We start from the raw sequence: 23,573 nt of genomic DNA on the forward strand, positions 1-23,573 counted from the left end.
CGGCAACCCCGCCGAGGCCCGCTTGTCCGCCCCGACCGAACCGCCGGATTCAAAAGCCCCCGATTTCAGCCGCCTGCGCGTGCTGGTGGTCGATGACGTCAAGCTGATGCGCGACATGGCGTCGGCCATGCTGCGCGCCAGCGGCGTCGAGATGATCCGCACCGGCGACGATGGCGCCGGCGCGCTGGCCGCACTGGACGACATGCTGCAGGCCGGCCATCACTGCGACCTGATGCTGCTCGATCTCAACATGCCGGTGATGGATGGCATCGAGGTGCTGCGCCATCTGGCCGACCGCAATTTCGCCGGCCAGATCGCGCTGTTCAGCGGCGAGGCCCGCAGCGTGCTGCGCACGGCGGAAGCCCTGGCGCGCGCCCATCGGCTCAATATTCTCGGCGTGCTGGAAAAACCGCTGACGCGTGCCGCCGTCGCCGCCCTGCTGGGCCGCATGCGCGAAGGCGATGCGCGCATTCCCGGCCGCATCGATGCGCCGGTCAGCGAGGCCGAGCTGCTCGACGCCATTCGCATGGGCCAGATCGAGATCGCCGTGCAGCCCAAGGTGCAGATGACGACGCGCCAGCCGATCGGCGTCGAGGCGCTGGCGCGCTGGCGTCACCCCCAGCGCGGCATGATCGGGCCGGGCCAGTTCATTCCGCTGGCCGAGAACGGCGCCGCCGCCGAACCGCTGTTCGACACCATCCTCGCCCAGGCGCTGCAGGCCGCGGCGCGCTGGCGTGCCGGCGGTCTGCGGCTGCAGATGGCCGTCAATCTGTCGACCGCCAACCTCACGCGCCTCGACCTGCCGCAGCGCATTGCGGCCGCCGTGAACGAGCATGGCCTGAAAGCCGCCGACATCATGCTGGAAGTCACCGAAAGCCGTCTGATCGAGGATCAGACGGCAGCGCTCGAAGTGCTCACCCGCCTGCGGCTGAAAGGCTTCAACCTAGCGATCGACGATTTCGGCACCGGCTATTCCTCGATGGAACAGCTGCAGCGCTTTCCCTTCGAGGAAATGAAGATCGACCGCCAGTTCATCGGTCTCGCGGCCGAGGATGCGGCGGCACGCGCCATCGTCTCCTCCAGTGTCCGCCTCGCCAAACGGCTGGGCATGGTCACCGTGGCCGAGGGCATCGAAAGCCAGGCCGACTGGGACTGCGCCGCCCAGGAAGACTGCGATATCGCGCAAGGATATTTCATTTCCCTGCCGATGCTGCCCGAAGCCCTGCCGAAATGGATCGCCGGCTGGCTCAGCCGCTAGGCGACACGATCCCGGCCGAACCGCCCGCTTCTGCCCGATTCGGCAGCTCTGTATTATTGCTCAAAAAGACGGCTGCCTGTGTTCCGGGCGCAACAGTCTGAATTTATTCGCGTCTGCACAAAAGTATGCGTGCTAATAATCTGTCGCATGCGGACGGTTTTTGACTCACAAAATTGCACAAGTCATTGAAATTAAAGGTGCGACATTCTGTGCTGTATTTTCCTCTTGCAGTGCACCTGCTTCCGCGATACATATTGCAACGCAACAAGCTTCCGGTTTGTTGCATGCCCTTCTCGGGCGTTTCCTCCCTAGACTTGGGCCGCATTTCGATGCGGCCCCTTTTTTTGCCCAAACTGGTTCACGGTTTTACGGGACGGTTATCGCGGCCGCCCCGACGCACAGGCTTTGCGCAGCCGGCTTTTGCGGCATATCAATCCGTCGACGGATGGTAACGCGTCCTGACAATTATTGTTCCGCAGAGCCGCTTGCTTAGAACGACTTAAGAGTCGTGCGCGGCCGGCGGCGGCGGCACCGCCAGCACCTTGTCGATGCGGCGGCCGTCCATGTCCATCACCTCGAAGCGCCAGCCCTGCCAGTCGACGATGTCGCCGGCCTCGGGCAGGCGGCCGAAGCGCGCCAGCAGGAAGCCCGCCACCGTGTGATGGTCGTCTTCCTCGGGCAGATGCAGGTTCAGCCGCTCGGCCATCTCCTCGCGCGGCAGCAGGCCATCGAGCAGCCAGGAACCATCGGCGCGCTGCATCACGCCCGGCGCCACCTCGCCATCGCCGAGCGCGAAATTGCCGGCGATGTTTTCCAGAATGTCGTTGGCGGTGACCACGCCTTCGAGGCTGCCGAATTCATCGACCACGAAAGCCATGCCGCTCGGCGACTTCTGCAACAGCGACAGCGCATCGAGCAAATCGGCGCTTTCATGCAGTGCCTGCACCGGGCGCACCAGCGAATTGATGCTGCGCTTCAGCAGGCCATCGCGGCCTTCATCGAGCAGGATGTTCAGCACATCCTTGACACTGACGCTGCCGAGCGGTTCGTCGATCGAGCCGCGCGCCGCCGGCAGCAAAAGATGTGTGGTTTCACGCAGACGCAGCAGCAGTTCCTCATGCGGCGCCGAAAGATCGAGCCAGTCGAGATCGTGGCGCGGCGTCATCACGCTGCGCACGGTGCGGTCGCCCAGCTTCATCACGGCGGCAATCATCAGGCGTTCGGCCGGCTCCACCGTGCCGGCGGATTCGGCTTCGGCGACCAGATGCTTGATCTCTTCTTCGGTTACCGCATCGGTATCGCTGCGGCCGCCGCCGATCAGGCGCAGCAGCAGTTGCGAGGAGACATCGAGCAGCGACACCACCGGCCGGAAGATCGCAGCGATCACGCTGAGCAGCGGCGCCACGGCGGCGGCGATGATTTCAGGATTCTTCAGCGCCAGCTGTTTCGGCACCAGTTCGCCGATGATCAGCGACAGATAGGTGACGGCGCCGACCACCAAACCGAAGGAGACCGGCTCGGTGATGGCGCGTTCGAGTGCGAAATTCTCGCTCAGCCACAGGGTCAGGCGCTCGGCCAGCGTGGCGCCCGAATAGGCGCCGGCGAAGATGCCGACCAGCGTGATGCCGATCTGCACGGCAGAGAGGAAGCGGCCAGGCTCGGCCGCCAGCTTCAGGGCGATGCGGGCGCCGGCGCTGCCGCGCTTCTTCTTGCGCGCCATGGCCTCCAGCCGCGCCCGCCGCGCCGAGACCACGGCCAGCTCCGACATGGCGAGCAGGCCGTTCACCAGGATCAGGGCGACGATCAGCAGCAGTTCAAGCGCAAGCGACATGACTGCCCTGCGCTCGGGTATATGGGAATGTTATGGAAGCGGCGACGGCAGGAAACGGGCTGCGGCCGGCTTGGGGCGTGACGCCCACGCTAGGTCGGTCTGGCATAGCGGCCGCAATATAGGGGAAGCCGGCCGGCGCGGCTAGGCCCCGGCCGGGCCGAAGCCGGCGGCCTGGTGCGGCCCGCCGGCTCTCCGTTTGTCAGTGTTTGGTGATAGCGCGGGGTTTGGTGACGGCGCGGGGTTTGCGCACGCGCTTGGGCGCCGGCGGTTTCGGCGGCTTGCCGATCGCAAGCAGGGCGGCGCGTTGTTTTTCCGCATCCGCCTCGGCCTCGCGCCGGGCCTCCGTGGGTTCGCCGTCCAGGTCCTGGGCGGCCTCGCGGGCCAGACGCATGGCGCGTAGCCGCTCGACCTTCTCGGCCGTAGCCTTGGCAAGCTTCTCCTGCTCGCGGCGCACCACTTCGGCCTCGCGCTCGCGCTCGCTGGTTTTCTGGAAACGCTGTTCGGCGCGCAGACGCGCCGCTTCGGATGACGTGCTCATGGAAACTCCATGCATGATCCGCCTGCGTCAGAATTGCATCGGTATGCATCTGCGACAGAGGCGGAGATGGGAAGGATCGGCCGGAAAACGGGCGCGGAAAAACCTAACGGTCCGGGACCGGCGAAGTTCCGCACTGCGCTTATGCACTGGGCTGCGGAACGGTACTGGTGTTTATATGGGGCGTGGCGCCCCGCTATTCAAGGCAGCGTTTCGCCACCCTTCAGGCCCTGCCACATCTGTCGCAGCGCCGCGCCGGAATAGGCTGGTCGCTCGGAAAAGCGGTCCGGCGCGCCCCGCACGCGGTTCTGCGCGTCGACGCGAAAGCGCAGGCCCCAGAAGCCGAGCGCGCTGTCGCCCGGCATGCCATAGCGATAGTCGCGCGCCTCCACGATCAGGCCGCCGATATTATCGGCGGCGGCATCGGGCTTCTGCGTCCAGTGCAGACGGTCATCGGCGAACCAGCGGAACACTGCGCCGTCATGCGTCGCCTGAACCGCGGCGATGGCATCGCTACGATCCGCGCGCGGCACGCGCCGCCAGACGATGGGCGCCTCGGCAAAGGGCGAAGCGAAACCGATCAGGGTCTCGTCGGGCGTATCGGCCACGATGCGCCGCCACCAGGGCTGGAAGATCACCGGATAGGCGTTGATGCGCGCCGACATCGCCGCTGTATTGCCCGTCGCCTGCAGCTCGCCGCGGGCGCGGCTTTCCATATGCAGGCCGATGCCCCAGGCCATCGTCGTGTAGAGGAAAATATAGACCAGCGCGAACTGCGCGGCGCGCTGGGCCACGGCATCGAAGCGCCGGCTGACGAGGGCGACGAGAAAAACGGCGAGCAGCGGCAGCGTATAGACCGGATCGATGATCGGCATCGCATCGATGGCGAAGCGCACACGGCTGAACGGCGCCAGAAGCTGCGTGCCGTAAGACGTGAACAGGTCGATCAGCGGATGGGTCACGGCACAGAGCGCGCCCAGCCACATCCAGTCGCTGCGGCGCGCGCGATCCCCGGGAGCATCCACCGGCTTGCGGCGCAGGCGTTCGGCCTTCCAGATCAGCCAGCCGGCGGCGGCGCCATAGACCAGCGTGGCCGGAAAAGAATGCGTGACGGCGCGATGATCGAGCCAGACATCGGTGACATGCGCATCGCCGAACAGGCTGCTGAGCACATCGAGATCGGGCAGCGTGCCGATCAGGCCGCCGGCGGCGACCGCACGGCGACCGAGACTTTTGCGGAAACCGGCTGCCGCCACGACGCCGCCGAACAGCAGTTGGGTGACACTATCCATGGCGCGGCAGCATGACGGGACGGCCGGTGCACTGGCAAGAGCCGGCCGTCAGCCTGGAACCTCTCAGAGGTCGGCGACCTCATCGGCCTGCACAGCCGCCTTGGTCTTGGCCTTGTGCGAGCGCTTGGGGGCCGGCGGATTGGCGGCGCGTTCCGCCAGACGTACGGCGGCCGCCGCGGTCTCCTGGGCCTCGCGCGCCAGCCGCATCTCGCGCAGACGCGAAATCTTCACATCGGTGGCGTTGCGCAGGTCCTGCTGCATTTTTTCGGTTTCCGCCACCAGCTGCTCGCGCTGACGCGTTTTCTCCTGCCGCGCCGCCGCTCGCAGGCGCGCCTCATCCGACGAAAGCCGTGTTGTCACTGGAAACTCCTGTCCGGTCGACGGCAAGGTGCCGCGCGGTGCCGCTTTGTCTGCAGCATACAGCAATTCCCCAGCAAAAGGGGCTTTATTTGCCGCTGCCGCGGTTCGAATCCATCGTTTTGCCGGGCATTTCTTGCGCAGTCTTGCGCCGGATGGTCAGGGTCCGCGGAACAGGGCCACCAGATTGTTGGCCGGCATGTCGATCGCGCGCTCCAGCCGCAGCCCATGCCGGGCCGCCAGCGGCTGAACCTCGCTGTCCAGACAGCGCACGCCCCAGCGCGGATCGCGCGCTTTCAGGTCATCGTCGAAGGCGGCATTCGACGGCGCGGTATGGGCGCCGTTGCGACGGAACGGGCCGTACAGCATCAGCGGCGCCCGGGCAGTCAGAATGCGCGCTGCGCCATCGAACAGTGCTTCGGCCGCCGTCCAGGGCGCGATATGGATCATGTTGCAGCACAGGATCGCATCGCAGGCCGGCAACGGCCAGGGCATCGCCGTCACATCCAGATGCAGCGCCGGGCGAATATTGGCCGCCTTGCTGTCGGCGGCATGGGCATCGATGCCGGCCAGCGCCGCGGCATCGAAATCGCTCGGCTGCCAGAGCAGCGGCGCCAGTTGCGGCGCCATGAAGGCGGCATGTTCGCCGGTGCCGCTGGCGATCTCGAGCAGCAGGCCGCGCTCTGGCGCGACCGTCTTCAGCGCCGCGAGAATGGCCTCGCGGTTGCGCAGGGTGGCAGGCGCATGGCGGCGCGGATCGGACAGCGGGTTCATACCGGCACCCTATGGCGTGCCGGCAACAAAGTGAACCTGCGTAGCGAATGATCGCCGTTCATCCAAAACCCTGCTGTCATGGCCGGGCTTGTCCCGGCCATCCACGGGTCAAGGACTCCCCCCAAGAAAGCGTGGATGCCCGGATCAAGTCCGGGCATGACAAGGAATGGTTAGGCAGGAACCCATGTGTTGCCGCGATCACACAGTCGACGGCTTTATGCTGCACCCCGTTGACGACCCTGCCCGGCTGCGCTTTAATCGGCGTCATGATCACCAGCGCCCACCAGTATTATTGGTTTACGACCTCCCATAAGGGCGGCGCGCTGGTTATTGTCTGAACCACTGCAGCCGCCAGGTCGGCGGCTTGTTGTGTTCATAGGGTCTCCGGCCTTTCGGCCATATCAACGGAGACCGTCATGTCGATCCACACTCTCATCGATCACCACGCTGCCCTCGATCTGTCCGTCAAGACCGTGACCGGCGCGCTTGCGCCGGCGGATCTCGTCGAAACCGATCTGCCGAAATCGCTGCGCCTGCAGAAATCCCATCTGGCCGAAGGCGTTTCGCTGTCGGAACTGCTGGTGCTCGGCGGCCTGGCCGCCAACCGCGACGATGCCCGTCGCCTGATCGCGCGCGAGGAAGTGCGCATCGAGGGCCGCGTCATCGACAATGCGATGGAACGCGTGCGGCTCAGCGAGGGCGCCCTGCGGCTGAGCGCCGGAGCCAAGGACAATCAGCGCCAGGTGCTGCTGCAGGCGGTGTGAGTTACACGGGCTCGACGATGCCGGCTTCGGCCGGCTTGGCCTTGCGCGCCCGCTTGGGCTTGGCGGCTTTTTCCGCCTTGCGCAGGGCTTTGGCAGCCTTCTCTTCGGCTTCGTGGGCCAGGCGCAGGGCGCGCAGGCGCGCCATCTTGGCGGCGCTGGCGTTACGAACGTCCTGCTGGAATTTTTCTGAATCGGCGGCGGCCTTCTGCAGCTGCCGGGTGCGCTCCTGATGGGCGCTGGAGCGCTGCAGCGTTTCGGCTGCGGTAAGGATTGATGTCACTCGGATGCCCTCTGCGGTGCGCCCAAGAAGACACCTTGGGAAAAGGCGCAGCGGGCCGCGGGGCCACCCTATGTCATTCCGGCCCGAAAAGGGGATTTATTCCGGCCCGGCGCCAAAGCCGCAGCAATGCCGCTCCGCCCGCGCGGTTTGAACCGCGACAGGCAGAGCCCCAACACCGTATCAGTGACGACTAGTGGCCTTACGAGGCGCTCAGATACTGGGCGCAGGCATTGGCCACGCCGGGCTCGGCCGCATCGCGACCAGGCATGATGGCGTATTTCTCGGCCAGATCGCGGCGCGGGGCCCAGCCCATACCGGCGGTATCGGGGGTGACGGCCTTGGCATTGAAGGCGCAGATCCGGGCCTGCGGCTCAACGGCGCTGGCCATGCTCTGGCGATCGGCAGCACCGCGCGTCACCTGCCAGCCCATGTAATTGGAAAAAAGCGGCCCGGCGATCAGGCCAACCACCAGCATCGCGGCCGGCAGCTTGTAATGCTCCCACTGGCTCGACATGCGGTCCTGCCAGCTCGGTTTGCGATCAATAGCGATTGTCATGGGATATCCTTTGCCGCCATGCCGGTGCGGCTTGCAGATCAAGGGCGGCGCAGCCGGCAGAGCGGCGTCGGAAGCAACGCGGGAAGAAAAAGCGGCGCAGCACATCATGGCGCGCCGGGACGCGGGACTCAGCCCGGTTGAAATCCGGGCCGTGATGTTCTGGCGCACCGCAATCCGGCGGCACGCAGGCGCAGGCAGACTTTCTTCGGCCAGCCGAGGGCCGGCCGAAGAAACCGGGGTATGCGACCGGCGGTACTCGCGCCAACCGCAGGGGCCCTGGTGGGATTACTGCTTGTTGGCGGTGCTGTCGCCCTGCTGGGCCGGCGTCGGCGTGCCGGCACCCGGCTGCACTTCCTTCTTGCCGTCAATCTTGTGGTCGTTGCCCGGGGTCATGCCCTGGTTCTGCTGGGCTGCCTTCTTGTCATCGGCAATCTTCTGGTCGATGGCGGACAGATTGTTCGGCTTGTTCGGGGTCTGGGTCTGCGTCATGAAAATCACGCTTTCTATTGGCAGGAATATGCCAGACCGTACATATGGGTATTATTTGGTTTTATTCCAGTTTCGAATGAAATAACGCTATGATTTATTTATGATATTTGAAAAATTACTTCCTTTTATTGATAGATTTACTTGCTAAGGCCATAGGATCCCAAAGCAATATTATACGATTACTTTATCACCTCGCTAGGTAATCGCCATGTATCGACCTTGTCTGGCGCCAAAAATGTACCATTTATGTTCTTATTGCGCCGAGCCGGTCCCACTGGATTCTGCCGACAGCTAAGATCGGAATAAGTGGGTCCTAAGGACGTAATAAGCTCGAATAAGCCTCCAATAAGCCGGGATAAGACAAAAATAAGAGTCAAATAAGAAGGAATAAGGATCGGATAAGCCTGAAACGCAGCAGTGATGGCAGTGATATCACCGGCGATCCGGCTGCGGCGCTTGTTTTGCCGGGCCGGGGCTTTGTATCGTGCCCGGCCGGCATGACTTCGTATGCCGGCCAATGAAACGATCCCGGGAAGGAAACCAAGGCGTGTCGTCTGCCGCCGCAGCATCCGTGTCTTCTTATGTACCGTCCTCCGAACCGGGGACGCCGGCCGTGGCCCTGCGCGATCTGGGTATCACCTTCCAGCTCAAGACCGGCGAGCAGCATACAGCGGTTGCCGGGATCGACCTGACCATCGGGCGTAACGAATTCGTCGCCATCGTCGGCCCCACCGGCTGCGGCAAGTCCACCCTGCTGAATGCCGCCGCCGGCCTGCTGAAACCCTCGGCCGGCAGCGTCACCATCCAGGGCACGCCGCTTGCCGGCCTGAATGCGAAAGCCGGCTACCTGTTCCAGGCCGATGCGCTGATGCCGTGGAAGACCGCGATCGACAATGTCGCCGTGGCGCTGGAGCCGCAGGGCGTGCCGCGCGCCGAAGCGCTGAGCAAAGCCCAGGCCTGGCTCGGCCGCGTCGGCCTGAAGACATTCGCCCAGCGCTATCCGCATATGCTGTCGGGCGGCCAGAAGAAGCGCGTGGCCCTGGCGCAGATGCTGATCCGCGATCCGCAGATCCTGCTCATGGACGAGCCCTTCGGCCCGCTGGATGCGCAGACGCGACAGATCATGGGAAATCTTTTGCTTGATTTGTGGGCTGCAGATCGAAAGGCCGTGCTGTTCGTCACCCACGACCTGGAAGAAGCGATTGCGCTCGCCGACCGCGTGGTGGTGATGTCGGCCGGTCCCGCCGCCAGTATCGTGGGCGATTTCAGGATCACGCTCCCGCGGCCACGCGACATCGCCGAGATTCGCGTCGAGCCGGCCTTCCACGAGATCCACAAGGCAATCTGGTCGACCCTGCGCGTCGAAGTGCAAAAGACCTATGCCCAGGGCGGAGAAGCGGAACAATGAACCGCGCCACCCTTCTTGCGCTGCAGATTCTGGTCGGCGTCGCCTTCCTAGTGGTCTGGCATCTGCTGACCACGGTGCCGATGGCCAACGGCAAGCCGCTGTTTGCGCCCTTCTTCTTCTCCACGCCGCTGGATGTGCTGGCGCGCACCTGGAAAGACATTACCGGCGGCGCGATGTGGCGCCATATCGGCATCACGCTGCTGGAAACCGTGCTGGCCTTCGGCATCGGCGCGGGTGCGGGCATCGTGGTGGGCTTTGCCTTCGCGCGCCGCGAACTGCTGGCCGCCGTGTTCGATCCCTATGTGAAGGCCGCCAATGCCCTGCCGCGCGTGGTGCTGGCGCCGATCTTCGCCCTGTGGTTCGGCTTAGGCATCTGGTCGAAGGTGGCGCTGGGCTTCACGCTGGTCTTCTTCATCGTCTTCTTCAATGTCTACCAGGGCGTCAAGGAAGTCAGCCCCACGGTGCTCGCCAATGCCCGCATGCTGGGCATGAACGAACGCCAGCTGCTGCGCCATGTCTACTGGCCAGCGGCGCTCACCTGGATGTTCTCGTCGCTTCACACATCGGTCGGCTTCGCGCTGATCGGCGCGGTGGTGGGCGAATATCTCGGTTCCTCGGCCGGGCTCGGTTACAAGATTCACGAAGCCGAAAGCGTCTTCGATGTCACCGGCGTATTTTCCGGCATGCTGATCCTGACCATCTTCGTGATCATTCTCGATGCCGTCGTCACCCGGATTGAAAACCGGCTGCTGGTCTGGCGCCCGGACACCGCTGCAAAAACTACGTAAAAAACCATCATCAGGAGGAAACACAGATGTCCATGAAGATCGCATTCGCCGCGCTGGCGGCACTCGGCCTGATGGCCGGCGCCGCCCAGGCCCAGGTGGAAAAGCCGAAGCTGGAACTCGGCGTCGGCGGCAAGCCGCTGCTGTACTATCTGCCGCTGACGATTGCCGAGACCAAGGGTTACTTCAAGGCCGAGGGCCTGGATGTCACCATCAACGACTTTGGCGGCGGCGCCAAATCGCTGCAGTCGCTGATGGGCGGCAGCGTCGATGTCGTCACCGGTGCCTATGAACACACCATCCGCATGCAGGCCAAGAACCAGCCGCTGCAGGCCGTGATCGAACTCGGCCGTTTCCCCGGCATCGTGCTGATGGTGAAGAACGAGCTGAAGGACAAGGTGAAGACCCCGGCCGACCTGAAAGGCCTGAAGATCGGCGTCACCGCGCCGGGTTCGTCGACCAACTTCTTCGTCAACTACCTGATCGCCAAGGCCGGCGGCAATCCCAAGGACACTGCCTATATCGGCGTCGGCGGTGGCGCCGGCGCAGTGGCGGCGATGATGAAGGGCGAGATCGACGGCATGTCGAATCTCGATCCGGTGATCTCGAAGCTGGAAGCTGACAAGCTGGGCTTCGTGCTGGCCGACAGCCGCACCGAAGCCGGCACCAAGGCGATCTTCGGCGGCTCCAATCCGGCGGCCGTGCTGTATCTGAAGCCCGAGTTCATCGAGAAGAACCCGAAGACCACCCAGGCGCTGGTCAATGCCTTCGCCAAGGCGCTCGACTTCATCGCCACCGCCAGCCCGGAGGCCATCGCGGGCGCCGTGCCGGAGGCCTATTTCCTGGGCGACAAGCCGCTGTACCTGCAGGCGGTGAAGGCTTCGATGGAAACCTATTCGCGCACCGGCATCATCTCGCCGGACGGCATGAAGAGCGCCCATGACATGCTGAAGCAGTTCGATCCCGAAATTGCCGACGCCAAGATCGACCTGGCCGCCACCTTCACCGACCGGTTCGTGAAAGCGGCGAAGAAGTAACCCAGGGATACCCGCAAGAGTCGCGCGGCCGGGGCGAAATGCTCCGGCCCGCTTCCCTGGGAGTCGCGCGGCTTTGCCTGGCCGCCGTATAATAGTCCGACCATGGACGATCGGGCCGCCTTCATCGACACCCTGCCGCCGGCTCTGCATCCGCAAAGCCTGTATTATCTCGGCCTGTGGCACCGCTGGCGGGCCGGCCGCCGGGTGCCCGCGCGGGGTGATATCGACTGGTCGGCGCTGGGCAATCTGCGCGACCACGGCATGCTGGTGGAAGCGCGCGGCCGCGACAGCATCCACATCCTCTATGCCGGCGAGCGGCTGGCGCAATATTGCGGCTTCGATCCCACCGGCTACAACTATCTGGACTTTACCATGGCGGCGAACCGCAGCTGGCGCGCGCATCTGACGCTCGCCCAGCTCGCCCAGCCCTGCGGTTACGTGATGTACATGTTCCCGCGCTTTGGCGACGGCCGCATTTTACCCTTGGAATGGATCGGTGCGCCGCTGGCCAGGGATGGCCATGACGAGCCCAGCCTGATCTTTTCCTGCGCCGTGCCGATGGCCAAGGTCAATCCGGTCGGCCCCGCCGATCCCGACAGCTACCAGATCGGCGAAGGCATGGCCTTCATCGATCTGGGCTTCGGCACGCCCAAGATGGTGCCGGCCGCAATCCAGGATGGCGCGCCGCTGCAATAGGGCGTTATAGTCGCCGCATCATGGTCGAAGACAGCTTCCTCACCACGTTGCCGACGCCGCTTTCGCCGCGTGCGAAGCAGTTCTTCCGCGTCTGGCAAAGCTGGCGCGGCAGCCAGCGCCTGCCCGAACGGCGCAACATGGATCTCGACGACCTGGGCGAGCTGGCCACCACCTGCCTGCTGCTGGATATTCGCGGACCCGACCGCATCCTGATGGACAATGTTGGCGTGCAGATCACCGCCAAACTCGGCTTCGATCTGAACGGCATGAATTATCTCGACCTCACCAGCAAGGCCAACCGCGCCTGGCGCGCGCATCTCACCATCGCCCAGGCCGCCCAGCCCTGCGGCGTGGTGATCTATTACTGGCTGCGCTTCCCCGGCGACAATGTGCTGCCGGTGGAGTTCTGCGGCGCGCCGCTGGTGGAGAATGGCGCGCGCGACGCCAACCTGATCCTGTGCTGCGCCACCGGCCTGATTGATCCGATGGCCCATCGCGGCGAGCCGCTCGACCCGGACTCCTATGAAGAGGGCGAGGGCATGCGCTTCATCGACATCGGCTTCGGCGTGCCGCCGCTGGTGCCCGCCGAACGTCAGGCGGCACGACCGGTTCAGTAAGAAACCGCAGGACTTCCGCCCCACCCGCGTGAAAGACTGGCGGCGGGGGAAATGGCGGCATGGCGGAGATCATCCACAAGCATCGGACGCGCATCGCGCTGGCGGCGATTCTACTGCTGGGCGCGGCCTTGCGTCTGTGGCATCTGGGCGAGCACGGTTTCGGCACCGAGTATTACGCCGCCGGCGTGCGCAGCATGGGGCTGAGCTGGCATAATTTTTTCTACAACAGCTTCGATCCCGCCGGCTTCGTCTCGCTCGACAAGCCGCCGCTGGCCTTCTGGCTGCAGGTGATCAGCACCAAAATCCTTGGCTTCAACGGTTTCGCCCTGCTGCTGCCGCAGGTGCTGGAAGGCCTCGCCGCCATCGGCCTGGTTTATCATCTGGTGACGCGGCGCTTCGGCGCAGCAGCCGGGCTGGTCGCGGCGCTCTGCCTGGCGCTCATGCCGGTGAGCGTCGCCGTCGACCGTTCGGGCAATACAGACTCCGCGCTGGTCCTGCTACTGCTGCTGAGCGCTTATGCGCTGCTGCGCGCCATCGAAACCATGCAGCTGCGCTGGCTGCTGCTGACGGCCGTGTTCTTCGGGCTGGGATTCAACACCAAGATGCTGGCGGCCTTCGTGCCGCTGCCGGCCTTCGGCCTGCTCTACCTCTTGCTCACGCCGTCATCCTGGGCGCGCCGCTTCCGCCATGGGTTCGCCGCTGGCCTGGTTCTGGTCGCCGTCAGCCTCGCCTGGGCCGCCGCCTTCGACCTGACTCCGGCACCATTCCGGCCCTATGCCGGCAGCAGCGCACACAACTCCATGCTGGAACTGGTGGTGCAGCATAACGGACTGGAGCGGTTCCAGCCGCGCGCGCAACCCCAGATGCCGGATCCATCCGTCACGCCGCCAAGCTTCCACGACGCCGTGCCGGTGGGGCCGCTGCGCCTGGCCGACCGGCATTTGGCAGCTCAAGTGCTGTGGCTGTTGCCCGTCGCACTGGCCGGACTTCTGCTGGCCTGGCGCCGGCGTGAACCGCAGGCCGATCTTCTGCTCTGGGCCGGTTGGCTGTTCAGCTCTCTGCTGGTGTTCAGTTTCGCCGGCGGCATTTTCCATGCCTATTACCTGGTGCTGCTGGCGCCACCCCTGGCCGCTCTCGTCGGCATCGGCGCGGTGATGCTCTGGCAGGCGGAGCGGCGCTGGCTGCTGATCGTGCTGCTGCTCACCGCCGCGTGGCAGGCTCATATCGCCTTCGGCATCGTGGATAGGTTCGATCCCGAAACGCTGCCACCCTGGTTGATGCTGCTGCCGATCCTGGCGCTGCCGCTGGCTCTGCTGCGCTCTCGGGCCGCGACCGGCGCGGCACTCCTGCTGATGTTGATCAATCCGATGCTCTGGAGCGGCGCCAGTGCAATGTCGCACGGCTATGCCATGCTGCCCGCCGCCGATCTGGGCCTGCTGACGCGCTGCGCAGACTCCGAGCCGCAGCGGCGCTGGCGCCGGCTGGCCGCCGCCCATGTGCTGCCGAGCGCCGACCCGCGCCTGCATGATTTCCTGCGCACCAACCGCAACGGCGAACGCTTTGCCCTAGCGACAACGGCGACACGGCTGGCGGCGCCGCCGATCCTGCTGGCCGATCTGCCGGTGATGGCCTTTGGCGGTTTCAGCGGCCGCGATCCGATCCTGACCCTGGATGAGCTGGCGCAGCGCGTGAAGGACGGCGAGCTGCGCTTCGCGTTGCTGACGCGCGGCATGCCGACCGGCGTGACGATGCCGCCATTGCCCGCAGACGATCCGCGCCGGCAGTTCGCGCTCTGGGTTCGCGATCATGGCAGACCGGTGCCGCCATCGCTCTGGCGCAGCACCGGCAGCGAAGAACGCGCCGGCCTGTTCGACCTGCGGCCGGAAATCCCCTGGCGTTAGCCGCCGATTTCCTCGCGCAGCATTTCCAGCTCCAGCCACTGGTCTTCGGCGGCAGCCAAATCAGTACCGGCCTTTTCCAGCGCATCGCTGGCGGCGCGGAATTTCGACGGATTGCGGCTGAACAGCTGCGGGTCATCGAGGATGCGCTGCTGCTTGGCGATTTCCGACTGCAGATTGGCGATGGTCTTCGGCAGGGTCTCCAGCGCGTGCTTCTCCTTGAAGCTCAGCTTGCGCTTCGAGGCTGCGCGCGGCGCGGCCTCGCCCTTGTCGGCAGCATCGGCTTTGGCGGCGACCTTTGCCGCCGCTTTCGCCTGCACGCCGGCGCCGCGCTGGACCACCATGTCGGTATAGCCGCCGGCATAGACCTGCCACAGCCCCTTGCCCTCGGAGACGAGAACGGACGTGCAGACGCGGTCGATGAAATCACGGTCATGGCTCACGAGAAGAACCGTACCGGGATAATCGGCCAGCATCTCCTGCAGCAGATCCAGGGTTTCCAGATCGAGGTCGTTGGTCGGTTCGTCGAGCACCAGCACATTGGAGGGCTTGGCCAGCGCCCGCGCCAGCATCAGCCGTCCGCGCTCGCCGCCCGACAGCACGCGCAGCGGTGAGCGCGCCTGTTCGGCGGTGAACAGGAAGTCCTTCATATAGCTCATCACATGGCGCGGCTGGCCGTTGAGCGTTACCTTGTCGCTGCCGCCGGCGAGCGCGTATTGCAGCGTCATTTCCGGATCGAGCGTCTCGCGCTTCTGGTCCAGCGTGACCAGCGCGATATTCTCGCCCAGCCGCACGCTGCCGGAATCGGCTTCCAGCTTGCCGGTGAGAATGTTGAGCAGCGTGGTCTTGCCGGCGCCGTTCGGTCCGATGATGCCGAGCCGGTCGCCGCGCTGGATCTTCACCGAGACATCCTGCAGCACGACCAGATCGCCATAGGCTTTCGAGATGCCCTTGGCTTCGGCGATCAGCTTCGACGACGTCTCGGCTTCCGAGACCGTGATGTTGACATTGCCAGCGACCTTGCGCTGGTCGCGGCGCTCGGTCTTCAGATCCTGCAGCGCGCGCATGCGACCCATGTTGCGCTTGCGCCGGCCCGACACGCCATGGCGCACCCAGTCGAGTTCGGCGACAATCTTGCGATCCAGCTTGTGACGCTCGGTCTCTTCCTGCTCCAGCAGCGCATCGCGCCAGTCTTCGAAGGCGGCGAAACTCTGCTCCATGCGGCGCGTGGCACCGCGATCCAGCCAGACCGTGGCGCGCGTGAGGTTGCTCAGGAACCTGCGATCATGGCTGATCAGCACCAGCGCCGAACGGATGGTCTTCAACTCGCCTTCCAGCCATTCGATGGCCGGCAGGTCGAGATGGTTGGTCGGCTCGTCGAGCAGCAGGATATCGGGCTCCGGCGCCAGCATGCGCGCCAGCGCCGCGCGCCGCGCCTCGCCGCCCGACAGCCGCGCCGGATCTTCGGTGCCATCAAGGCCGAGCGCGCCGAGCAAGGAGAGCGCGCGGTAATGATCGTCGCCCGGATTGAGGCCGGCCTCCACATAGGAGAGCACGTCCTTGAAGCCGGAGAGATCGGGTTCCTGCGGCAGGTAGCGCATGGTGACGCCGTTCTGGATGACGCGGTCGCCGGTATCGGCCTGCATCATGCCGGCCACCACCTTCAGGAGCGTCGACTTGCCCGAGCCGTTGCGGCCGACCAGGCAGAGCCGGTCGCCGGCATTGACCGACAGGTCGGCGCCGTCCAGCAGCGGGGTGCCGCCGAAGGTGAGGTGGATATCGCGTAAAATCAGAAGGGGGGGAGCCATGGAAATCCTGTTCTGGGCGCAGGGTGTAGCAACCCCGCCCCGCGGACGGAAGGGTCCCATGCGGGGACTTGGGACATGGCCTTGGCCGCACAGGGATATTTCATTCTTGACTGATCGTTCCGGAATTGCCAGACTGCCGCCATGGCCCGTCCGAAAGCCTTTGACACTGCCGATGCGCTGACCCGCGCCATGGAGCTGTTCTGGGAGCAGGGCTATGCCGCCACCTCGATGGAGCAGCTCACCGGCGTGATGGGGATTTCGCGCCAGAGCCTGTACGACACCTTCGGCGACAAGCACCGGCTGTTCCTGGCCGCCATGGATGCCTATTGCGCCATGCTGGAGGCGGCGATGCTGAAACCGCTGACCGCGCCCGAGGCCGGGCTGCAGGCCTTGCATGATACGGCAATGGGCATCATCGATTTCCTGATCCAGTTCCCCAAGCGCCGCGCCTGCCTGATGGCGAATACCACCCTGGAACTCGCGCCACATAATGAAGCGGTGGCGGAGAAAGTGCGCGCCCATATGGCCAATATGGAAGCCGCCTTCCGCCATGTGCTGGGCAATGCCAAGGCGCGTGGAGAACTCTTTGCCGAAGCCGATCTGGATGCGCTGGCGCGCTATCTGGTCGGCATGGTGCATGGCCTGATGGTGATGGCGAAAAGCGGCGCCAGCCGCGAGATGCTGACCGGCATCGCGAATACGGCGGCCGGCGTGCTGCGCCCCCTGCCCCAATCCGCGTAATCATAACATCCAAAGGGAGACCCCGAGATGACCACCGACCTGATGATGCTGACCGCCAGTGCCGTGCTGACTGTGCTGTTGGCCCTGCCCTATTCCACCGGCTTCATGCTGACGCGCGGCCTCTATGTGATGGCCGGCAACCGCGAGGATTTCCCGCCGGGTACCGGCTGGATCGGCCGCGCCCATCGCGCCCATCTGAACATGGTGGAAAACATCGTGCCCTTTGCGGTGCTTGTGCTGGCCGCCGCCGTGGCCGGCAAGGCCGATGCCTGGACCGCCCTGGGCAGCCAGGTGTTCTTCTACAGCCGCGTGCTGCATGCCGTGGTGTATATCGCCGGGGTGCCGTGGGTGCGCACCTTCGCCTGGGTCGGCGGCGTGGTGGGCATGGCCATGGTGCTCTATGGCATCGTGACGCCGTAAGACCGCTGCCGTGTCTATCCTCGACACCATCGGTCAGACGCGGCTGGTGCCGCTCCGGCATATCGTGCCGGAGCGGAGCGCCCGCGTGCTGCTCAAGCTGGAATACGAGAATCCGACCGGCAGCATGAAGGACCGCATGGCCCTGGCCATGGTGGCGGCGGCCGAGAAAGACGGCCGGCTGCAGCCGGGCGGCAGCGTGGTGGAATATACCGGCGGCAGCACCGGCGTTTCGCTGGCCTTTGTCTGCGCCGCCAAACGCATCCCGCTGGCGCTTGTCACCTCCGCAGTCTTCTCAAAGGAAAAGCGCGACCACATGGCAGCCCTGGGCGCGCGACTGACCTTGGTGCACAGTCCCACCGGCGGCACCACGAAAGCACTGACACTGGCGATGATCGAGACGGCGCGGCAGATCGCGGCCAGCAAAGCCGGCAGTTTCTGGACCGACCAGTTCAACAACGCCGATGTCCTGCCCGGCTATGCAAAGATGGCCGACGAAATCTGGACGCAAAGCGCCGGCCACATCGACGGCTTTGTCCAGATGGTCGGCACCGCCGGCTCGTTTCGTGGCCTGGCCACGCGGCTGCGCGCGTTGAATCCGGCGGTACAGACGATCGCAGTGGAGCCGGCGGAATCGCCCGTGCTGTCCGGCGGGCCGGGCGGCAGCCACAAGATCGAAGGCACCGGGCCGGGCTTCGTGCCGCCGCAATGGCGACCGGAACTGGCCAGCGCGATCCGTCCGGTGACGACGGCCGACGCCATGGCGATGGCGCGGCGGCTGGCGCAAGAGGAAGGACTTTTTGCCGGGACGTCGACCGGCGGGAATGTGGTGGCGGCGCTGGACCTGGCGGCGCAGCTTGGTCCCGACAAGACCGTGGTCACGCTGGCCGTCGACTCCGGCATGAAATACCTGAGCACGCCGCTGTATGCGGCCGCCTGAACCCTAGTCGAGCTTCACGCGGCAGGTGGTGCCGAAGGTGATGGTGCTGTTCTTGGCCGGGACCGACTGCAAGCAGCGCGAGCGGCCGGTATTGGTTTCCAGAATTTCCACCAGGATGCCTTCGGGTTTGCGCGGCGTGTGGCAGTCGCGGTCGCCCGGCATCAGGCGCGGCTTGACATACGTGGGCGGATTGCCGCCAGCCTTGATGTCGATCGGCACGCTGCCGTCATTCACCACGCAGAAGGCCTGGGCGGGTGCGGCAAGGAGGAAGGCGCCGAAGAACAGAACCGCAAAGAGCGCCTTGAGCATGACTCACTCCCTCCCACATATCGTCATGCCACGGCCGGGCCGTGGCATCCACGTCTTCCTAACAAACAAACCCTAATAACTCGTGGATGCCACGCAAGCGTGGCATGACGGAGAGAGTAAAGCGCGGAAAACTGCTGACGCAAAAACGCCGCCGAGATTGCTCTCGACGGCGTTTCCGCTTCCCTGGGCTCCGGCCGGTTTGGGCAGGCCGGAAACCAGAAGTCTCAGGCGCGCTTGGCGCCGGCTTCCACAGCCGCGACCGGGCCGAGCGGGTGTTCCAGGCGGGCCACCATCTCCTTCGGGCAGATCTGCCAGAACTTGGTCTTGGCGACATCCCAGTCGCTGAACAGGTTGCTGGCGAAGACCGACTGGGTCTCGCGGATATGCTCGTCGATCAGGCCGCGCAGTACGCCCTCCCAGTAGCTGGAGGCAATGCGCTGGTAGACCACGCTCTCGTCGTTGATGGCGATCGGCAGCTGGTCCTCGGCATCGTAGACGAAGGCCATGCCGCCGGTCATGCCGGCGCCGAAGTTGTCGCCCACCTTGCCCAGCACCACGACACGGCCGCCGGTCATGTATTCGCAGCCGTTCGAACCGCAGCCCTCGATCACCGTGGTGGCGCCGGAGTTGCGCACGCAGAAGCGTTCGCCCGCCTGGCCGGCGGCAAACAGCTTGCCGCTGGTGGCGCCATAGAGAACGGTGTTGCCGATGATGGTATTCTCGTTGGTCTTGGGCATCAGCGGCGAGGCCGGCGACGGACGCACCACGATGGTGCCGCCCGACAGACCCTTGCCGACATAGTCGTTGGCATCGCCGAAGACTTCCAGCTTGAGGCCCTGCACGGCGAAGGCGCCGAGCGACTGGCCGGCCGACCCGGTGAGGCGCGCGGTGATATGGCCGGGCTTGAGCCCGGTCATGCCGAACTTGCGCACCAGATGCGAGGACAGCCGCGTGCCGATGGCGCGATGGGTGTTCCGGATGTTGTAGGCGAGCTGCATCTTCTCGCCATGGCTGAACACCGGCGCCGCATCGCCCAGCATCTGGGCGTCCAGCGTATCGGGCACTTCGTTGCGGCCTTCCAGCGTGCAGTAGCGCGCATGGTCGCCGCTGTCGGCCTGGGCCAGGATCGGGTTGAGATCCAGATCGTCGAGATGCGCGCCGCCGCGGCTGACCTGCATCAGCAGGTCGGTGCGGCCGATGATCTCGGTGATCGACTTCACGCCTAGGCTGGCCAGGATCTCGCGCACCTCTTCGGCGATGAAGCTGAACAGGTTGATCACCTTCTCCGGCGTGCCGGTGAACTTCTGGCGCAGCGCGTCATTCTGCGTGCAGACGCCGACCGGGCAGGTGTTGGAATGGCACTGGCGCACCATGATGCAGCCCATCGCCACCAGCGCCGCCGTGCCGATGCCATACTCTTCGGCGCCCAGCATGGCGGCGATGACGATGTCGCGGCCCGACTTCAGCCCGCCATCGGTGCGCAGCTTCACGCGATGGCGCAGCTTGTTCAGGGTCAGCACCTGGTTGACTTCCGACAGGCCCATTTCCCAGGGCGTGCCGGCATATTTCACCGAAGTCTGCGGCGAGGCGCCGGTGCCGCCGACATGGCCGGACACCAGGATGACGTCGGCCTTCGCCTTGGCCACGCCGGCCGCAATCGTGCCGATGCCGGCTTCCGACACCAGCTTGACCGCCACCTGGGCTTCCGGGTTGATCTGCTTCAGGTCGTAGATCAGCTGCGCCAGATCCTCGATCGAATAGATGTCGTGATGCGGCGGCGGCGAGATCAGCATCACGCCGGGCGTCGACATGCGGCGCTTGGCGATCAGCTCAGTGACCTTGAAGCCGGGCAGCTGGCCGCCCTCACCGGGCTTGGCGCCCTGGGCGACCTTGATTTCCAGCTCACGACAGTTGTTGAGATATTCCGCCGTGACGCCGAAGCGGCCTGACGCCACCTGCTTGATGGCCGAGTTGGCGTTGTCGCCGTTGGGACGCGGCTTGAAATTCTCAGGTGCCTCGCCGCCCTCGCCGGAATCCGACTTGGCGCCGATGCGGTTCATCGCAATCGTCAGCGTCTCATGGGCTTCCGGGCCGAGCGCGCCAAGCGACATGCCGGGCGTGATGAAGCGCTTGCGGATTTCGGTGACGCTTTCCACCTGCTCGATCGGGATGGCACCGCCGGCCGGCTTGATTTCCAGCAGGTCGCGCACCGAGATCGGCGGCAATTCGCGCAGACCGGCCGTGTATTTCTTGAACAGCGTGTAATTCTCGCCACCCACCGCTTCCTGCATCATATGGATCAGGCTGGCTTCCCAGGCATGGGCCTCGCCGCCGCGCCGGTAGCGATAGATGCCGCCCACGGGCAGCGCCGTCACATCCTGGCGATAGGCCTTGGCATGAAGGCCGAGCACCATCTTCTGAATGCCGAGCAGGCCGATGCCGGAAATGCGCGAGGGCATGCCGGGGAAGAGATCGGCCACCAGCGAACGGGACAGGCCGAGCGCCTCGAAGTTGTAGCCGCCGCGATAGGAGCTGATCACCGAGATGCCCATCTTCGACATCACCTTGAGCAGGCCGCCATCGACCGCATCCTTGAAGCGGTTCACGGCTTCTTCCGCCGTCAGCTTGCCGAGCAGGCCGCGATTGACGCGGTCGACCAGGCAGGCCTCGGCCAGATACGCGTTGACGCTGGTGGCGCCGACGCCGATCAGCACGGCGAAGTAATGCACGTCCAGGCATTCGCCCGAGCGCACGGTCAAAGACGTGAAGGTGCGCAGGCCCTGGCGCACCAGGTGGCTGTGCACGGCGCCGGTGGCCAGGATCATCGGGATCGCGGCGCGGGCAGCATTCATGCCCTCGTCGGTCAGCACGATATGGGCGGCGCCGCCGCGCACGGCATTCTCGGCCTCGGCGCGGATGCGCTTCAGGCCGTCGCGCAGCCCGCCCTCGCCGGCATCGACCGGGAAGGTGCAGTCGATCTTCGCCGTGGTCTTCTCGGCGTATTTCAGCACGCGCGCCAGATCGGCATTCGACAGGCAGGGGCTTTCCAGGAGCAGGATGGCGACCTGCTTGGCATCCTCGTCCAGCACGTTGGTGAGGTTGCCCATGCGGGTGCGCAAGCTCATCACGCGCTTTTCGCGAAGCGAGTCGATCGGCGGATTGGTGACCTGGCTGAACTGCTGGCGGAAGAAGTGATGCAGGCCGCGATAATGTTCCGACAGCACGGCGATCGGCGTGTCGTCGCCCATCGAGCCGATGGCTTCCTTGGCGTCCTCGCCCATCGGATGCAGGATCAGCTCCATGTCTTCCAGCGTCAGGCCGAAGGCCAGCTGGGAGCGGCGCAGCTCATCCTTGCTGAAGGTCTTGGTCAGCGGCGCGGCATCCTTGATCTTGTCCAGCGTCAGGATGTTCTTGACCCACTCGCCGTAGGGGTGCTCGCCGGCCAGCTTGTCCTTGATCTCGCGGTCGAGATAGAAGCGGCCCTTCTTCAGGTCGATGGCGATCATGTCGCCGGGACCGACGCGGCCCTTTTTCACCACCTTCTGCTCGGGCACCGGCACCATGCCGGTTTCCGAACCGACAATGAGAAGGTTGTCGGTGGTCACGGTGTAGCGGATCGGACGCAGGCCGTTGCGGTCGAGCCCTGCCACCGCCCAGCGGCCGTCGGTGGCGCAGATCGCCGCCGGGCCGTCCCAGGGCTCCATGATCGAGTTGCAATAGGCATAGAGGTCGCGATGCGACTGCGGCATCAGCGGCTTGTTCGATGTCGGCTCCGGAATCAGGATGGTCTTCACCATCGGCGCGGTACGGCCGGCACGCACCAGCACCTCGAACACGCTGTCAAGCGCGGCGGAGTCAGACGAGCCCGACTGCACGATCGGCTTGATGTCGTCGGAGAGATCGCCAAAGGCCTCGGAGGCCATCTTGATCTCGTGACTCTTCATCCAGTTGACGTTGCCGCGCAGCGTGTTGATCTCGCCGTTATGGGCGAGCATGCGGAAGGGCTGGGCCAGGCGCCAGGTCGGGAAGGTGTTGGTCGAATAGCGCTGGTGATAGATGGCAAAGGTCGAGACGAAACGCTCGTCCTGCAGATCGGGATAGAAATAGTCGATCTGCTCGGCCAGGAACATGCCCTTGTAGATCACCGAGCGGCAGGAGAGCGAGCAGATATAGAAGTCGCTGATATGCGCATTGAGCACCTGCTTCTCGATGCGGCGGCGGATCAGGAAGAGGTCGCGCTCAAACGCGTTGTCATCCTTGCCATGGCGGTTCTCGATCAGAACCTGCTCGATTTCCGGCCGGGTGGCATTGGCCTTCTCGCCGATGATGGTGGCGTCGACCGGCACCTGGCGCCAGCCGTAGATGCCATAGCCGAAATCCAGGATCGCGGTCTCAACGATGGTGCGGCAGGTTTCCTGCGCCGACAGATCGGTCTTGGGCAGGAAGACCTGGCCCAGCCCGAGCTTGCCCTCGCCCGGCTCGAAGCCCGAGCGGCGCACATGCTCGCGGAAGAAGTCCTGCGGGATCTGCACATGGATGCCGGCGCCGTCGCCGGTCTTGCCATCGGCGTCCACCGCACCGCGATGCCACAAAGCCTTCAGCGCCATGATGCCGGCGGCAACGACGCTGCGATGCGGCTGGCCGTCCAGCGAGGCGATCAGGCCGACGCCGCAGGCGTCATGCTCCTCCTCGGGCCGGTACATGCCGGTCTCGGTCAGGTGCTTGACGTTGTCGTTCCACTGCTCGACGTAATTTTGTTCGATGTCGCTCATGGTCTGACT

General features: G+C 65.0%; 22 protein-coding genes. 11 read left to right on the forward strand and 11 right to left on the reverse strand.

Features of this window, described 5'->3' with window-relative positions; translation table 11 throughout:
- Positions 1–22 precede the first annotated feature (22 nt).
- Positions 23–1,258: an EAL domain-containing response regulator gene (locus tag AC1ROT_RS09740; protein ID WP_492998696.1), complete on the forward strand. Its 1,236-nt coding sequence runs from the start codon at positions 23–25 to the stop codon at positions 1,256–1,258.
- Positions 1,259–1,757: 499 nt separating this feature from the next.
- Here AC1ROT_RS09740 and AC1ROT_RS09745 read toward each other — a convergent pair whose 3' ends face one another.
- The 5 genes from AC1ROT_RS09745 to AC1ROT_RS09765 form a co-directional block, all read right to left on the reverse strand.
- A complete protein-coding gene (locus AC1ROT_RS09745) occupies positions 1,758–3,089 on the reverse strand; it encodes a hemolysin family protein (RefSeq protein WP_492998698.1) in 1,332 nt (443 codons plus the stop codon).
- A 199-nt stretch (positions 3,090–3,288) separates the two neighbouring features.
- Positions 3,289–3,627 (reverse strand): hypothetical protein, encoded by a 339-nt coding sequence (locus tag AC1ROT_RS09750; RefSeq protein WP_492998700.1) that lies wholly within the window; start codon positions 3,625–3,627, stop codon positions 3,289–3,291.
- A gap of 197 nt (positions 3,628–3,824) precedes the next feature.
- A complete protein-coding gene (locus AC1ROT_RS09755) occupies positions 3,825–4,916 on the reverse strand; it encodes a metal-dependent hydrolase (RefSeq protein ID WP_492998702.1) in 1,092 nt (363 codons plus the stop codon).
- A 63-nt stretch (positions 4,917–4,979) separates the two neighbouring features.
- Positions 4,980–5,276: a hypothetical protein gene (locus tag AC1ROT_RS09760; protein WP_492972409.1), complete on the reverse strand. Its 297-nt coding sequence runs from the start codon at positions 5,274–5,276 to the stop codon at positions 4,980–4,982.
- A gap of 156 nt (positions 5,277–5,432) precedes the next feature.
- Complete coding sequence (locus AC1ROT_RS09765; RefSeq protein ID WP_492998703.1) at positions 5,433–6,047, reverse strand: DUF938 domain-containing protein; 615 nt, start codon at positions 6,045–6,047, stop codon at positions 5,433–5,435.
- Positions 6,048–6,463: 416 nt separating this feature from the next.
- On the opposite strand from AC1ROT_RS09765, the gene AC1ROT_RS09770 reads away from it, so the two are divergent.
- Positions 6,464–6,811 carry a hypothetical protein gene (locus AC1ROT_RS09770; protein ID WP_492998704.1) on the forward strand — a complete coding sequence of 116 codons (348 nt, stop codon included), beginning with the start codon at positions 6,464–6,466 and terminating at the stop codon, positions 6,809–6,811.
- 1 nt (position 6,812) lies between these two features.
- Here the strand turns inward: AC1ROT_RS09770 and AC1ROT_RS09775 are convergent, their stop codons facing one another.
- From AC1ROT_RS09775 to AC1ROT_RS09785, 3 genes are all read right to left on the reverse strand, one after another.
- The gene (locus AC1ROT_RS09775) at positions 6,813–7,091 is read right to left on the reverse strand and encodes a hypothetical protein (RefSeq protein WP_492972406.1); all 279 of its coding nucleotides are present in this window, start codon (positions 7,089–7,091) and stop codon (positions 6,813–6,815) included.
- 199 nt (positions 7,092–7,290) lie between these two features.
- Entirely contained in the window at positions 7,291–7,647 is a 357-nt protein-coding gene (locus AC1ROT_RS09780) for a hypothetical protein (protein WP_492972405.1), read from the reverse strand.
- Between the two features lie 285 nt (positions 7,648–7,932).
- A complete protein-coding gene (locus AC1ROT_RS09785) occupies positions 7,933–8,136 on the reverse strand; it encodes a hypothetical protein (RefSeq protein ID WP_492972404.1) in 204 nt (67 codons plus the stop codon).
- A 613-nt stretch (positions 8,137–8,749) separates the two neighbouring features.
- Here AC1ROT_RS09785 and AC1ROT_RS09790 point away from each other — a divergent pair.
- The 6 genes from AC1ROT_RS09790 (at position 8,750) to AC1ROT_RS09815 (ending at position 14,580) form a co-directional block, all read left to right on the forward strand.
- Positions 8,750–9,544 carry an ABC transporter ATP-binding protein gene (locus tag AC1ROT_RS09790; protein ID WP_492998706.1) on the forward strand — a complete coding sequence of 265 codons (795 nt, stop codon included), beginning with the start codon at positions 8,750–8,752 and terminating at the stop codon, positions 9,542–9,544.
- On the forward strand, positions 9,541–10,332 hold the full coding sequence (locus AC1ROT_RS09795; RefSeq protein WP_492972402.1) for an ABC transporter permease: 792 nt from the start codon (positions 9,541–9,543) through the stop codon (positions 10,330–10,332). The genes AC1ROT_RS09790 and AC1ROT_RS09795 overlap by 4 nt, the downstream gene beginning before the upstream one ends.
- A gap of 26 nt (positions 10,333–10,358) precedes the next feature.
- Entirely contained in the window at positions 10,359–11,366 is a 1,008-nt protein-coding gene (locus AC1ROT_RS09800) for an ABC transporter substrate-binding protein (RefSeq protein WP_492998707.1), read from the forward strand.
- Positions 11,367–11,468: 102 nt separating this feature from the next.
- Complete coding sequence (locus tag AC1ROT_RS09805; RefSeq protein WP_492998708.1) at positions 11,469–12,062, forward strand: PAS domain-containing protein; 594 nt, start codon at positions 11,469–11,471, stop codon at positions 12,060–12,062.
- Between the two features lie 20 nt (positions 12,063–12,082).
- On the forward strand, positions 12,083–12,679 hold the full coding sequence (locus AC1ROT_RS09810) for a PAS domain-containing protein (protein WP_492972399.1): 597 nt from the start codon (positions 12,083–12,085) through the stop codon (positions 12,677–12,679).
- 59 nt (positions 12,680–12,738) lie between these two features.
- The gene (locus AC1ROT_RS09815) at positions 12,739–14,580 is read left to right on the forward strand and encodes a glycosyltransferase family 39 protein (RefSeq protein WP_492998710.1); all 1,842 of its coding nucleotides are present in this window, start codon (positions 12,739–12,741) and stop codon (positions 14,578–14,580) included.
- On the opposite strand, the gene AC1ROT_RS09820 is transcribed toward AC1ROT_RS09815, so the two are convergent.
- Positions 14,577–16,385, reverse strand: a complete 1,809-nt coding sequence (locus tag AC1ROT_RS09820; RefSeq protein ID WP_492998711.1) for an ABC-F family ATP-binding cassette domain-containing protein — start codon at positions 16,383–16,385, stop codon at positions 14,577–14,579. The genes AC1ROT_RS09815 and AC1ROT_RS09820 overlap by 4 nt on opposite strands.
- A gap of 141 nt (positions 16,386–16,526) precedes the next feature.
- Between AC1ROT_RS09820 and AC1ROT_RS09825 the strand changes: the two genes are divergently transcribed.
- From AC1ROT_RS09825 to AC1ROT_RS09835, 3 genes are read left to right on the forward strand one after another with little or no spacing between them, the layout of a single operon-like run.
- The gene (locus AC1ROT_RS09825; protein ID WP_492998712.1) at positions 16,527–17,126 is read left to right on the forward strand and encodes a TetR/AcrR family transcriptional regulator; all 600 of its coding nucleotides are present in this window, start codon (positions 16,527–16,529) and stop codon (positions 17,124–17,126) included.
- Between the two features lie 27 nt (positions 17,127–17,153).
- Positions 17,154–17,546, forward strand: coding sequence for an MAPEG family protein (locus AC1ROT_RS09830; RefSeq protein ID WP_492998714.1), 393 nt, complete (start codon positions 17,154–17,156; stop codon positions 17,544–17,546).
- Positions 17,547–17,556: 10 nt separating this feature from the next.
- The gene (locus tag AC1ROT_RS09835) at positions 17,557–18,483 is read left to right on the forward strand and encodes a PLP-dependent cysteine synthase family protein (RefSeq protein WP_492998715.1); all 927 of its coding nucleotides are present in this window, start codon (positions 17,557–17,559) and stop codon (positions 18,481–18,483) included.
- 3 nt (positions 18,484–18,486) lie between these two features.
- Here the strand turns inward: AC1ROT_RS09835 and AC1ROT_RS09840 are convergent, their stop codons facing one another.
- Positions 18,487–18,792, reverse strand: a complete 306-nt coding sequence (locus AC1ROT_RS09840; RefSeq protein ID WP_492972393.1) for a hypothetical protein — start codon at positions 18,790–18,792, stop codon at positions 18,487–18,489.
- Between the two features lie 224 nt (positions 18,793–19,016).
- Positions 19,017–23,564, reverse strand: a complete 4,548-nt coding sequence (gene gltB / locus AC1ROT_RS09845; protein ID WP_492972392.1) for a glutamate synthase large subunit — start codon at positions 23,562–23,564, stop codon at positions 19,017–19,019.
- Positions 23,565–23,573: the final 9 nt, after the last annotated feature.

The sequence above is a fragment of the Ferrovibrio sp. GW821-FHT12E11 genome, from assembly GCF_058806975.1.

Coding starts and splice junctions, on each gene's coding strand:
- AC1ROT_RS09810 (WP_492972399.1), top strand. CDS start 12,083: ATGGTCGAAGACAGCTTCCTCACCACGTTGCCGACGCCGCTTTCGCCG.
- gltB (WP_492972392.1), bottom strand. CDS start 23,564: ATGAGCGACATCGAACAAAATTACGTCGAGCAGTGGAACGACAACGTC.
- AC1ROT_RS09825 (WP_492998712.1), top strand. CDS start 16,527: ATGGCCCGTCCGAAAGCCTTTGACACTGCCGATGCGCTGACCCGCGCC.
- AC1ROT_RS09785 (WP_492972404.1), bottom strand. CDS start 8,136: ATGACGCAGACCCAGACCCCGAACAAGCCGAACAATCTGTCCGCCATC.
- AC1ROT_RS09800 (WP_492998707.1), top strand. CDS start 10,359: ATGTCCATGAAGATCGCATTCGCCGCGCTGGCGGCACTCGGCCTGATG.
- AC1ROT_RS09805 (WP_492998708.1), top strand. CDS start 11,469: ATGGACGATCGGGCCGCCTTCATCGACACCCTGCCGCCGGCTCTGCAT.
- AC1ROT_RS09770 (WP_492998704.1), top strand. CDS start 6,464: ATGTCGATCCACACTCTCATCGATCACCACGCTGCCCTCGATCTGTCC.
- AC1ROT_RS09755 (WP_492998702.1), bottom strand. CDS start 4,916: ATGGATAGTGTCACCCAACTGCTGTTCGGCGGCGTCGTGGCGGCAGCC.
- AC1ROT_RS09820 (WP_492998711.1), bottom strand. CDS start 16,385: ATGGCTCCCCCCCTTCTGATTTTACGCGATATCCACCTCACCTTCGGC.
- AC1ROT_RS09795 (WP_492972402.1), top strand. CDS start 9,541: ATGAACCGCGCCACCCTTCTTGCGCTGCAGATTCTGGTCGGCGTCGCC.
- AC1ROT_RS09830 (WP_492998714.1), top strand. CDS start 17,154: ATGACCACCGACCTGATGATGCTGACCGCCAGTGCCGTGCTGACTGTG.
- AC1ROT_RS09750 (WP_492998700.1), bottom strand. CDS start 3,627: ATGAGCACGTCATCCGAAGCGGCGCGTCTGCGCGCCGAACAGCGTTTC.
- AC1ROT_RS09745 (WP_492998698.1), bottom strand. CDS start 3,089: ATGTCGCTTGCGCTTGAACTGCTGCTGATCGTCGCCCTGATCCTGGTG.
- AC1ROT_RS09780 (WP_492972405.1), bottom strand. CDS start 7,647: ATGACAATCGCTATTGATCGCAAACCGAGCTGGCAGGACCGCATGTCG.
- AC1ROT_RS09765 (WP_492998703.1), bottom strand. CDS start 6,047: ATGAACCCGCTGTCCGATCCGCGCCGCCATGCGCCTGCCACCCTGCGC.
- AC1ROT_RS09840 (WP_492972393.1), bottom strand. CDS start 18,792: ATGCTCAAGGCGCTCTTTGCGGTTCTGTTCTTCGGCGCCTTCCTCCTT.
- AC1ROT_RS09815 (WP_492998710.1), top strand. CDS start 12,739: ATGGCGGAGATCATCCACAAGCATCGGACGCGCATCGCGCTGGCGGCG.